Consider the following 13461-nt stretch of genomic DNA (forward strand, 5'->3'; position numbering starts at 1 on the left):
GACTGATTAAATCTTATTATTTTAATTTTATTCTTTAATTATTTTTGTTTAGTTGATTCCATAGCAAGGTTCTATTGATCGCTTCATCAATCGTAAATATTTCTTTTACATTTAAATCTTTGGCTATTTTATTAGTATTTGGAACCAATTTAGAAATGCTTAAATAATTCTCTTTCGAGGATCTTGATAAAATTTCCATTTTAGTAGCTGAATGACTTTGTATTTTGAAAGCTAATTCATTTAAAGATATTGGAGTATTACTTCCTAGATTATATATTTCACCAATTTTACCATCAATTAATGATTTTAAAATACAATATGCCATATCACTTGCATATAAATAACTTCTTTCCGTTAAACCATTACCTAAAATTCGAATAGGCCCTCCCAAAATTGCATCTCTAATAAAACTATTAATTGCCCATGGTTTTTCAAGATCTTGATATGGCCCTATAAAGGCAAATGGTCTTAAAATTATTATAGGTAACCCTAAATTATTTTTATAATACGAACATAAGGTTTCCGCTATTCTTTTAGATTCAGCATAACAATTAGAAATATTAAGTCCTTCAAAAGGACCAAAATAATTTTCACTTATTAGTTGTTCTGTTTCATTTTTACCGTAAACTTGGTGTGAACTTAAATGTACTATTTTTTTTAAATCCTGAATTCTTGATGCTGCATCTAATAAAGATTGAGTTCCTTTATAAAATGTTTCAATTGTTTTTAATGGATCTGAAACATGTTCTCTATTATCTGGAGAACCTGCTGCATGTATAATATAATTTATGTTAGATGGTAAATCATGTAAGTATCTAACATCTTGCTCGATAAAATCCATAAAGGATTTTTCGGCCAAGTGAGGAACTTCTTCTTTAAACTTAGCTATATCTCTACCCAGCAAATATAATTTAATATTTATTTTGCTAGTAGAATTTATATAAGACACCATTTCTGCTATCCATTTACCAATAAAACCTGTTCCACCAGTGATGAGTATTGATTTATTATCTAAAATTGAAAAACTCTCAATTTCTACACATGAAGTTTTACAATCCTCAAATACAATTTTATTCTTAGCTAAACTCATTATTTTCGATTTCTAATTAAATCCATCACTACCTCAATAATAATATCTTCCTGACCACCAACAATTTTTCTTTTACCTAACTCACGGTAAACATCTCTTGGATCCACTTCGTATTCACTTGAAATTCTGGTAACATGCTTTGCAAAACCTGAAAAAACTCCAGATAAACCGCTAACAATACTGTCTGATTTAATAATTGGAACGCTACTCATGACATTTTTCTCCGCAACATCAGACGCATCAAGAATTTTATACAAATCTATTCCTGTTATAAAACCCATTTTTTCTAAAACAGCAACCAAAACTTCAATTTGTGCATTACCTGCACCTGCTCCAAAACCTCTGGCTGTTCCGTCAAGAATTTTAGCTCCTGATTCTATAGCTGTAATAGAATTTGCAATGGACATCCCAAGATTATTATGTGCATGAAAACCTACAGGAACTTTTAATCCATTAACTAATGCCGAAATTTTTTCTTGCACATCAGAAGGCAAATATGCCCCTGCCGAATCCATAATTATAATTCCTTCTGCTCCATAAAGTTCCATTTTCTGAGCTTCTTCAACCAAAACTGTTGCTGATGCCATATGACTCATCATCAATACACCATATGCTTCTTTCCCTCTTTCTCTTACATATCCTAAATGACGTTGCGTAATATCAGCCTCCGTACAATGTGATGCAACTCTAACAACATCAACTCCAATGTCTATCGCACTAATTAAATCTCTCTTTATAGTTGCAAACCCTGGAATTACGTGAATCCCTAACTTACTTTTGCTAAGATGTTTCCTAGCGGTTTCAAGCATATCTTTATCCGTTTCTTTGCAAAGTCCAACTTGAAGCGAAGATGCCCCTAAACCATTACCATGACCAACCTCCACAATGGGAACACCTGCCTTATCTGCAGCCTCTGCATAAATAGCAATCTGGTCAATACTCAACTGATGTGCACATGCATGATTACCATCACGTAATGTAGAATCACTTATTAATATTTGCTTAACCATGAGATTTTATTTGATGTTGTTAATTTTTTTTGAATATTGTTCTGCAACTGCAATTGCGGCACAATTGATAATATCCAAATTACCTGCATATTTAGGCAAATAGTCTCCTAGTCCTTGTGCCTTGACCATAATAACTATTCTCCCGTTTTCAAAAACTGGCGGAACCAATAAACTATATCCTGGCACATATTCTTGTATCTTTTTTATCATTACATCAATCTCCTTTTGTAAATAATCCATGTCTGGATTCTCTACCTGAGCAAAGATAGTAGTTTGCATATCGATGCACGGATTGGCAGGATTCAAATTTAAAATTGCTTTTGTTCTTGGGGCATTAGAAAAATGTTTTACACCATTTTCGGTAGTATCCACATATTCATCTAAATTTAATCTGGTTGCAGGTCCTGCACTTCTGGAAGCAATACTGGACACTACTTCGATATATTCTACATTTTTCTGAGTTTTACCAATGACATGGGCAATAGGAATTGACGCTTGACCACCACAAGTAATCATATTTACATTTCTGTGCTCTACAACTTCATCTAAATTTACAGCTGGAATACAAAATATACCTAGTTTAGCAGGTGTCATATCAACAACAATCTTCCCTAATTTATCAAGAATATCCCAATGAATTTTAGCGTCTTTAGCTGATGTTGCATCAAAAACTAAATCAACTAAATCTGAATTTTTTACTATTGCATTTATACTTTCATCTGAAACCTTCACTCCCATAGCAATAGCTTTAGCCATACCTGATGAGGATAAATTTCTTCCAATAAACAACACACATTCTAAAAATTCGGAACGTTGGATTTTAATTAATAAATCAGTCCCTATATTTCCACTCCCTAATATTGCAACTTTAAGTTTTTTCATTTTTATTTATTAAGCTTCAATCGCAACTGACTTCGGATGCAATCCATTTAACATATTTTCTTTCAATTCTTCTCTTGAAATAAATGGAGATAGATCTTCTAAAGGAGGAGATATTAAGCTACCATCACTTTGAATCGCCAAGCCTAATTTTGGAACAAATAATTGGTAGGGATGCATAAATACTTCACAAATTACCGGACCATCCATGTCTTGAACTTGGGGAATAACATTTTCAAAATCTTCCCATGTTTTAATTTGAAATGAAGGCATCCCAAAGGCGGTAGCTAATGCACTAAAATTAGGACAAGTTACTCCCGAATTACTATCAACACCAGCTCGTCTACCATTAAAAAGAGCATTTTGCGTATGTTTAATCATTAAATAACCATCATTATTAAAAACAAATAATTTTATCGGTAATTTATAATGGACTATGGTTTGTAATTCTTGCAAATTCATCATCATTCCCCCATCACAGTTCAAACATAAAACTTCTCCTTTTCCTCTAGCTACAGATACCCCAATTGCCGCAGGCAAACCATACCCCATTTCCCCTAATCCAGTAGAAGTCATCAATCTTTGATTCTTACCTATTCTTAAAACTTGATGTCCGCTTAAAAGGGCTGTCCCCATGTCAGTTGTAATATGCTGATCTATTTTTAAATGAGAATTTAGTCTTTCCATGAACTGATATGAGTTAATAAACCCATCTTTATCAGGATGATCATCTGAATTAAACCAAGGGTATTTTTTTCTATAATTATTACAAGTTTGAATCCAATCTGAAAAATCTAATGATTGATTTAATTCCTTGTTAAGTAATTTTTCAATAAAATTCCCTGCATCAGCATTTATCGAATATTTATATCTTTCTTTATACTTTTCCAATTCGAATTTATCAATATCCACTACAACAATATCAGCATCTCGGGCTAATTCATTAATATCATAACCAATCTGGGAAATTGCCATTCTAGTACCAATACAAATTAATAGATCACAATTTTGAACTATAAAATTAGCACTTCTTTGTCCGTAAGTACCAGCTCTTCCATAAACTAATGGATGATTTGAATCAATTGTATCTATACCAGCCCATGTAACTAAAGAAGGAACTTTATATTTTTCTAATAATAACTCCAATAATTTTTCTGCATTTGCAAGTCTAATTCCATTACCAAACCAAAATAAAGGACGTTTAGATTTTTTTATAGATTCTGTAATTAAATCTATATTTTCTAGCAATTTTAGATCCGAATCCAAATTTAATTGAGGGAGTTCTGATGGCTGAAAATGAATTATTTCGTTTTCTTCAATATTACTCGATTGCAAGTTCATAGGTATATCAATCCAACATGGACCAGGACGGCCATACTTAGCAATTGAATATGCTTTCTCTAACTCATAAACTACTAAATTTGTCTCAGAAACTTTTACTGCATACTTTGTTACCTTTTCAACCATTGCGGGGCTATCATAACCTTGAACACCCCACATTCTAACATCTTTATGTAATTCTACAAATTTTGAATGCTCATTTCCAGATATAATAATTCCAGGAATTGAATCAGCCCATGCACTTACTACTCCTGTAATTCCATTTGTTGAGCCAGCGCCAGTTGTAAGAATTGCTGCTGTTACTTTTCCATTAGTTCTATAATAAGTCTGCATCGCCATACATGCAGCTTGCTCATGATGAACACAAATTATTTCAGTATACCCTTTTTGCTGAATTGAATCAAAAATATGTGCATTACCGGCTCCTATAATTCCAAAAACATGCTTTATTTCATTCTCTATTAAAAAATCAGCTATTAAATCGGAAACTTTTATTTTGATACTCATATTTAACTTATTTTTTCAATTATCACTTATAACTTTTAATCGTTCTTTTAAAACCATCACTAACTGATACTATCGGTTTCCATTTAAGTCCATTCATTTTATCAATATTAGACGAATTTCTTGTTAAAGTACTTTTTAAATAGCTATTATTATTTTCACTTAAATGTTTAACAACTTTTAATCCTTTTTCAGGATACAGATTAACCATGATTTGTGCTAATTCCAAAATACTGTATTCCTCATTAGGATTCCCAACATTATATGCCTCACCATTATCACCATCAAGAAGAACTTTAAAAAACCCAATGGTCGCATCTGTTAAATAACAAAAGGCTCTTCTTGCTAAACCATCACTATGCAAACAAATATCTTGCGCATTTAAAACATTTGAGACAAAATCAGCATAAACTCGCCCATCATCTAATTTCATTCCTGGTCCATAAGTATGAAAGGGTCTAACAATTTTTGCAGGGACATGAAACTGATGAAAATAACTTACACAAATATTTTCTCCCATCCTCTTACTTTCCGAATAACATGATCTAACATTGGTTGGATTTACATATCCGAAAACATCTTCTTTTACAGGTATTTGTTCTGATTTTAATTCACCATATACTTCTCCAGAACTGAAATACAAAAAAGAGTTAATATCATTTTTTTTTGCAAATTCCAACAAATTAATAGTACCTAAAACATTGGCTTTCAAAGTACCTACAGGATCAACACCATAATATTTTGGACTTGCCTGACTAGCTGCATGAATTATAAAATCGATATTATTTAATCCTTCAATTGTTGCAGAAACATCTTGTTGAATAAATTCTAAATTATCATTATTAAGATATTCCTTAAACCTAGTTTTTGCATTTTGAATATTCCTAACTAATCCTATTACTTTTACATTGTTTCTATTATCTATGAAATTTAAATACAAAAGAGATTCAACAATGTATGCAGGTAAAAAACCATTAGCTCCAGTTATAAGAATCGTTCTGTTGTAAAATTTTGACCAATCTATATCAGATTCATAAATGGTTTGAAGATCTTCCTTTATGATAACATTTGAAGTCATAAATTTAAGATATAAAGTCAATTATTTGTTCTGTAGTTTTTTCATTTACTGCAATTGGATTTGAGAAAAACAGATTATACCAATCCATTGTTATACTGACCGCCTGTTGAGCACTAAGTTTAGGCTTCCAATTCAATTCTGAAATAACTTTACTTATATCTAATTTAAGTAACCCTGCTTCGTGTGGTTGGTTATCAATTTGCTCAACAATATATTCTCCTTTTCCCCAACTTTGTATCGCTAATTGGAGCATTTCTTCTACTGGTAGGGCATCCGAAAGCTGTGGCCCAAAATTATAAGCCTGACTAAAATGTATGGGATCAGTTATTAAATTGGCTCCCAACAACAAATATCCAATGACTGGTTCTAATACATGTTGCCAAGGTCTTACCGATTGTGGGTTACGAATAGTAACCGGCTTTTCCTTTGCAAAAGCTTTAGCAATATCCGGTATCAAACGGTCTTTTGACCAATCACCCCCGCCAATTACATTTCCGGCTCTTGCCACCGCTATCCCTTTTTGGTGTTGCTTGTAATTGTTACTATTGAAGAACGAATTTCGGTAAGAATCAATTACCAATTCGGTGCAGGCTTTACTCGCACTATACGGATCATAGCCTCCCAAACGATCGTTCTCTCTATACGGATACAACCATTCATTGTTGTGATAGACTTTATCGGTCGTTATCAAAACCACGGAACAAGGTCTATCAAGTAAACGAACGGCATCTAATACATTAGCCGTTCCTATTGTATTGACCTCAAAAGTTTCGGCAGGAATTTCATAAGACAATCGCACTAAAGGTTGTGCCGCTAAATGAAAAACAAAATCAGGCTGAAAAGAAACCAACTCATCCTGCAAACGTTGCTTATCCCTCAAATCGGCAATAACCGAAGTACAGATAGCATCTCCTTCTATTAAATGGAATAAATCATCCTGCGTTTGAGGTTCCAAGGCATAGCCTTTTACCTCAGCTCCCAATAAAGAAAGTGTTTTCAGCATCCAGGCACCTTTAAAACCAGTGTGCCCGGTCAGGAAAACTTTTTTGCCTTTATAAATATTTTGTAAACTTTCAAAAGAAGAAACTACCATGTTTTCCATTTTGCATTACCTGAATTCCACATTTCCTCCAACTCGATACGATCTCTCAAGGCATCCATACATTTCCAAAAACCATCATGCTTATATGCGGCTAGTTGTCCATCGCTTGCTATTGCCCCTAAAGGTCCTTTTTCCCATTGTACATCCGTCACATCACCTTCTAAATATTTAAAAATTTCCGGTTCCAAAACAAAAAAACCTCCATTAATCCACATACCATCTCCGGCAGGTTTCTCTACAAAACTGGATACCTCACCTTTTTGACCAATGTTTAAATTCCCAAATCTACCGGGTACCTGTACACTGGTTAAAGTTGCTAATTTCCCATGTGACTGATGAAAATCCAACAACGCCTTGAAATCAACATCTGCCACCCCATCACCATAAGTCAACATGAAAGTTTTATCTTTTACATATTTTTCTACCTTCTTAAGTCTTCCGGCCGTATTGGTGTACAAACCGGTATCGATTAAAGTCACTTTAAAGGATTCGGTGTCTGAATAATGCACCTTGATATTATTATTAGCCAATTCAATAGTAACATCGGAATTGTGCAAATAATAGTTGTAAAAATATTCTTTGATGTAAGTCGCTTTGTAACCCAAACAAATCACAAAATCGTTATAACCGTATTGTTCATACATTTTAAGGATATGCCACAAAATAGGCTTACCTCCAATTTCTACCATTGGCTTTGGTCGTGCTTCCGTTTCTTCCATAAGGCGAGTACCAAAACCACCTGCAAAAATTACTACTTTCATTTATTATCTTTTATGATTTTTAAATCTGAATATAAACATCCTCCGTTAACGGATGACTGCAACACAACAAATAATCATCCAGTGCCAAATCTTCTCTCTCTTTTAGCAATCCTATCATACGCAATCCACCGGTTTTTAATTTACCTTTACATGTATTGCAACTCCCTGTTTGACAAGAATAAGGCAATTCGATTCCTACATCTAAAGCCGCTTCCAAAATACTTTTCCCTTTTAAGACTTCAACAAAAGTATCCTTTCCTTCAAAATTGATTTTTACCTGTTGGGTTAAAATAGCTTCAAAATCCTTGGGATCTTTTACCAATTCAAAATCCTCTGAAAAAACATTTTCTTTAGGACATTTTAAAATATCCAAAGCAGTTTTGATTGTGTTTTTTAAATCATTGGGACCGCAAATATAATGCTTGATTCTTTCAACATTGGCATCTTTAAGTAAATCTAATATAAAGTCTTTGTTAATTCGGCCACTTTTTACGAAATGATGATTTTCATCATGATTGTATTGGGTATGAAAATGCCAAACTTTCAAATTGTATGGGTATAATTTCAGTAATTCATTAATCCCTTCTAAAAATATAGTTGATTCAAAATTTTTATTCCCATAAATTAGATTGACCTGAACTACTGGATTTGAAACCAAAACTTCTTTCATTATAGATATCAAAGGGGTTATTCCACTACCGACACCCCAAAAACAAATATGGTCAACTTTGTCGTCTTGATCATAAATAAAATCTCCCATAGGCTCCATCACTTCGATAATGTCTCCAACTTGAACATTATCATGAATATAATTAGAAAAGACACCTTCGGGAACCCGCTTAATTGTAGTCTCCAAAAAAGGATCAATAGAAGGGGCAGAAGAAAAAGAGTAAGGTCTGGTATATTTTCTCCCATTTATTCGAAAAGACAACGTAAGATACTGTCCCGCTTTATACTTAATTTTACGTAAACCGGGTTGTTTAAAACAAAGCGTAATAGTGTCTTTGGTTTCTTTCTTAATATTATGAACTTTTAAAGTATAATTCTTCATTACTACAAATGGCTATAAAAAATTTATTTATATTATTTGTTTCAAAATCTTTCGTATAATCAAAACTAAAACAACCATAAATCCTGCTAAAAACGCTCCCAATACAATCCCTTTGACTTTACCAAATTTTTCTTTAGGCAAGGGTAAAATTGGTCTATCAATCACCTGGATCAATGGGGTTTCTTTACGCAGAGTTACCTTAGCCAATTCGGTTTGTTTGACCAATTCAGTCAGGATAGCCGTATTCGCCTGCACATCCACCTGCCTGCGGGCAGAAGGTGCACGACGCACATTCATTGCTGGATTCAAACCAAAGGTATTATCATTGGCTACCGCCACACCGGTAATTGCTCCATTCAATTCGCGACGGATAGAGTCCGTCTGTCGTTCCAAAATAGCCATGTTCATCCGGGCTTTTTTACTTTTAGTGGCTATATAAAATTCAGACACGGTTTTAGCTAAGGCTTCACAAAAATATTTTGAAAACAATTCATTTTCAGAAATTACATCAATGTTAATAATAGAAATCTTTTTATCCTTTTGGGCTACAGACAAAGCTGATTTTGATAAATTAGCATACATGACTCCCATAATACTATCTTGAACCCTGGTAAACTTTTGACGATCAGCATTGGGAAAAAATTGTAATTTTGCGAGATTTGGTTTTTTATTCCAACCACTTCGCCATTCATTCTTTTGAATGTACATCTCGGCCAGAGAAATAGTTTTCCCATCTACTATAACAGGAGACAGTAAGGTTTTTTCAACCATAGAACGGGACTTGAACAATTCCGTCAAATTGGAAGCTGTAAAAACTCCGCCTCCACTCCCTCCTAAATCCAATCCAAAAGAGCTTGCCAATCCTAAAGCTCCTCCTAATCCTCCACCTTTTTCATCTTCTAAGGCAAAAGATAATGTTGCCGTATAAACCGGTTTTTTAATAAAAGAATATGCCAATCCTAAAGCAGAACCTATCACCCCGACCAACACAATAATTTTCCATTGACTCAGTAAATACTGCCACCATTCTCTTCCTTTTTCTATGAGTTCTTTTAAGGATATTTCGTCGTTCGGATTTTGTTCATTCATATTTTCTATTCTCTATTTTCTATTCTCTGTCTTGGATTCACCAAGAATTGCCTCTAATAACTAACAACAGACAACCCACAACTGACTTTTTATTTAAAAGCGGTTATAATCAATAATGCTAGACTGGAAATCACACTACCAATACCAACCCATTCACCAGCACTTAATTTCTTTCGCTCTGGTTTTTCCGGCACTACAATCTGGGAGCCTGGCGTTACCTTAGGATAGGAACGGATAAACAGGAAAGAACCTGCAACATCTGCCTTTCCGTTAGGATAAATAATATAGGCTTTTTTCTTCCAACCTTTAGCATCTACCCCACCTACGGCATTTAAATAGTAGTTAAATCCTTTACCGCTATTATAAGGAATCTCAGAAGTCAACAACACATTACCGGCCACTTTTACGCCTTCGGTAAACGTAGCCACTTCAATTTCATCTCCAGGAAATAAGGTCACATTGCTGCTGTTCTTAGGATTTTTAGCAACAGACTTCCAGTCTACAGGTATTGTTGCGTATTTTAAATCCTCTTTTAATTTTTTAGTTAACTTGTCTTGAATACTGTCCTTTTTACCCAGATTCAAATTCACATTTTCCAAAGCTTCAATTTGCGCACCCTGAATCGGTCGTTTAATTTTAACCCCGTTGATATTCGCCAGAGAAGTCAAACCACCTGCTCGCTGTATCAGATCATACACCTTGTCTTTTTTAGTAACCAAAACATATTTTCCCGCATAAGGAACGGCTCCGCTAACAGTCACCATTTCCGGTTTTTCATAAACTGCCATCCTGCGAATATTAACCACGTCAAAAGGCTCTAACGCAAAATTTTTGGCTTGTTCATTGTTATCAGCTGTAATTTCCAGATTAAACAACTGGGCTTTATCCTGGTTTTTATCATTTATTTCGTCCGATTGAATCATTCGGGCTATTTCCACTCTTTTAGAAGCTGAACCCGTTAATCCACCAGCCTGAATTAATAAATCATTCAATGTTAAATTTTCCTGGTAGTCATAAACCCCCGGTTTTTTAATTTCACCGTCTATGGTGATTTTATATTCCTCCACAAAGTCCAAAACCGAATATACGGTCACCACATCTTCTTTCTGCAATGCAATATTGGCTTCTGCATCATTTTTCAAAGCCTTTTCCAGATTAACATTGACAATTTCCGTAGTCAAATCCGGTTTCAATCTGATAATACGTGCTCTATTACTATAAGCATCTTCTTTTAAGCCATCTGCTTTGGAAACCAAATCCGAAATTCGCATCCCCTCATAAAAAGAATAGGTATCCGGTCTGAATACGGCTCCGTCAATTTTGATTCGGTTTTCAAAACGGTTCAATATTTTGGATACACGGAATACATCTCCGGAAAGCGGTTTATAATTACCATATTCCGAAGCATAAATATCTTTTACTTTAAATTCCTTCGCCGTTTTTTGCATCACATTTACAGAAGCGGTATAAGCCAACTCATTAAAGCCGGAAGCAAATGTCAATAAATCAGCAAAAGTTTCCCCTTTTTTCATTTCAAAAATACCGGGACGTTTTAGCTGTCCTTCCAGAGAAACTCTTTGCGTATAGGCCGGAATTCGAATCACATCATTATCCTTTAAACCCACATTATCTGATTGATCCCCTTTAACAAGAAAACGGTATAAATCAATCGTTCTGTATACTTTATTGTTGCGTAACAACTCAATGTTTCGGTAACTGCCATTTTTAGCGGGGCCTCCACCTAAAAACAAAGCATTATATACCGTAGCCAAAGAAGAAACTGAATAATTTCCTGGCTGCTTGCTACCAATTAAAGTTACTTTTATGGTACGGATGCGACTCAGACTGACACTAACCTGAGATTGTCCAGACCCCACAGTACTATAGACTCTTGCAATGGCGGCTTTAATTTTTTGAGTAGCTGCTTCAATTGACATTCCTGATACAGCAATCTGACCCACATATTGAATGGTAATTTTACCTTCAACACTCACTGGAATAGAAGCATTATATTCTTGCACACCATAGACACTAACTTGTAGCTCATCTCCAGGTCCTAATACATAATTTACCGGAGTAGCCAATTTTAAATCGGGCTCAAAATTCAAAGTCGGAGTATCAAACAATTCCGAACCAAAAACCAAAGCATTCTCGGTGTCTTTTACTTTCGTATTACTTATTTTCTCTTGTTTTCTGCCACTTTCTTCAGCTAAACTCTTCGCATTTGAAGCTTCTCCATTCCCTCGCTGATTAGCCATTCGGGTACGCAACTTGGAAAATTCGGCTGCAGACATTCCTTTAGCCAAAGCCATCGGTTCGGCCTGATCTATAGTCATGTTATTGCTTTGCAATTGTGACTTAATTTTAACCAAGTCACTCTCTGTCAAATTATCTACCTTCAGCGTACTTAAATCACTGGCTTTCAATATATCTTGTGCCAATGCATCAGAAGACTGAAACATGGCAAACAAAACTAAAAGGACTGTAATTATTTTTTTCATAAATTTATTATTGAACTGTTTTTATTGTTTTAATGTAACAATATCGATTTTTCCTTTTCCAGATCATTATAGACATATTTCACATCTTGGGAATGACTTTTTTTCAAAATCAAATTAGCATCGGGAGTAAATACAAAAATAGTATTACGCAAACCAACAAATGCGGTAAAAGTATCTGTGCCAATAACCATATTTCCTTTTTGATCCACCGGATGACCTTTGGTTGCAAAATAATCATAAACCGATTCAAAAGACCCCAAATCAGACCATGTAAAATCAGAAGGAACCACTTTAATTTTTTTACTGCGCTCCATCACTGCATAATCCACACTTATAGAAGGAATTTCTAACGATAAATCTAAATCTAAATTTCCATTGTCATTATTTTCCCAAGCCACCTTAGCTTTTTCATATACATCCGGTTGAAAGTTTTTTAATTCTTCCAAGAAAACACCTGATTTAAAACAAAACATTCCGCTATTCCAAAGAAAATTGCCTTTTGCTAGAAAATTGATTGCAGTAATCTCATTCGGTTTTTCTCTAAATGAAATTACTTTATCACCAAGTCGTTCAATATAACCATAACCTGTCTCCGGCTTAGTGGGTTGAATTCCAAAAGTGACAATAGCACCATTAGCAGCTTTTTCTACTCCTTGATTAATTGCTTCTTCATATTTTTCCATATCATCAATAATATGATCGGAAGGAGTAACAATAAGAATATCATCAGCTTGAGAGGTAAATGCCGAAAAAGCAATTGCAGCAGCAGTATTTCGGGGAGTGGCCTCTACGATATTAACATAAGGAGTATTCGATTTATCCATCACTTTTTGACTAAGGTGACAATTATCTCTATTTCCAACTACAATAATTTTATCTGCAATAGTCTTATTACGCTCCACTGTCATTTCGAATAAAGATTTTCCTTCAAATATTTCTAAATATTGTTTGGGTTGGCTTTTACGTGATAAAGGCCATAATCTACTTCCTATTCCTCCTGTAAGGATAACGTGTATAATTGAATGTTGTTTTTCCATACTAACTGTTATCAGTTA

At 34.3% G+C, this 13461-nt stretch carries 11 protein-coding genes; all 11 read right to left on the bottom strand.

Annotated elements, in window-relative coordinates; translation table 11 throughout:
* Positions 1–34 precede the first annotated feature (34 nt).
* The gene (locus tag GTZ96_RS11855; RefSeq protein ID WP_161644143.1) at positions 35–1090 is read right to left on the bottom strand and encodes an NAD-dependent epimerase/dehydratase family protein; all 1056 of its coding nucleotides are present in this window, start codon (positions 1088–1090) and stop codon (positions 35–37) included.
* Complete coding sequence (dmpG, locus tag GTZ96_RS11860; RefSeq protein ID WP_161644144.1) at positions 1090–2100, bottom strand: 4-hydroxy-2-oxovalerate aldolase; 1011 nt, start codon at positions 2098–2100, stop codon at positions 1090–1092. Before dmpG ends, GTZ96_RS11855 begins: the two co-directional genes overlap by 1 nt.
* A 6-nt stretch (positions 2101–2106) precedes the next feature.
* Positions 2107–2982 carry an acetaldehyde dehydrogenase (acetylating) gene (locus tag GTZ96_RS11865; protein WP_161644145.1) on the bottom strand — a complete coding sequence of 292 codons (876 nt, stop codon included), beginning with the start codon at positions 2980–2982 and terminating at the stop codon, positions 2107–2109.
* Positions 2983–2991: 9 nt separating this feature from the next.
* Positions 2992–4827: a thiamine pyrophosphate-binding protein gene (locus GTZ96_RS11870; protein ID WP_161644146.1), complete on the bottom strand. Its 1836-nt coding sequence runs from the start codon at positions 4825–4827 to the stop codon at positions 2992–2994.
* Between the two features lie 22 nt (positions 4828–4849).
* Positions 4850–5902, bottom strand: a complete 1053-nt coding sequence (locus tag GTZ96_RS11875; protein ID WP_161644147.1) for an NAD-dependent epimerase/dehydratase family protein — start codon at positions 5900–5902, stop codon at positions 4850–4852.
* Between the two features lie 4 nt (positions 5903–5906).
* Complete coding sequence (gene rfbG, locus GTZ96_RS11880) at positions 5907–7004, bottom strand: CDP-glucose 4,6-dehydratase (protein WP_207720184.1); 1098 nt, start codon at positions 7002–7004, stop codon at positions 5907–5909.
* Positions 6989–7765 (bottom strand): glucose-1-phosphate cytidylyltransferase, encoded by a 777-nt coding sequence (gene rfbF / locus GTZ96_RS11885; protein WP_161644148.1) that lies wholly within the window; start codon positions 7763–7765, stop codon positions 6989–6991. Before rfbF ends, rfbG begins: the two co-directional genes overlap by 16 nt.
* Before the next feature lie 19 nt (positions 7766–7784).
* Entirely contained in the window at positions 7785–8816 is a 1032-nt protein-coding gene (locus GTZ96_RS11890) for a ferredoxin--NADP reductase (protein ID WP_161644149.1), read from the bottom strand.
* 27 nt (positions 8817–8843) lie between these two features.
* Positions 8844–9905, bottom strand: a complete 1062-nt coding sequence (locus tag GTZ96_RS11895) for a Wzz/FepE/Etk N-terminal domain-containing protein (RefSeq protein WP_161644150.1) — start codon at positions 9903–9905, stop codon at positions 8844–8846.
* An 89-nt stretch (positions 9906–9994) separates the two neighbouring features.
* A complete protein-coding gene (locus tag GTZ96_RS11900; protein WP_161644151.1) occupies positions 9995–12406 on the bottom strand; it encodes an SLBB domain-containing protein in 2412 nt (803 codons plus the stop codon).
* 29 nt (positions 12407–12435) lie between these two features.
* Positions 12436–13443 carry a mannose-1-phosphate guanylyltransferase gene (locus GTZ96_RS11905; RefSeq protein ID WP_161644152.1) on the bottom strand — a complete coding sequence of 336 codons (1008 nt, stop codon included), beginning with the start codon at positions 13441–13443 and terminating at the stop codon, positions 12436–12438.
* Positions 13444–13461 lie beyond the last annotated feature (18 nt).

Source organism: Flavobacterium undicola (assembly GCF_009909155.2).
GTDB classification, from domain to species: domain Bacteria; phylum Bacteroidota; class Bacteroidia; order Flavobacteriales; family Flavobacteriaceae; genus Flavobacterium; species Flavobacterium undicola.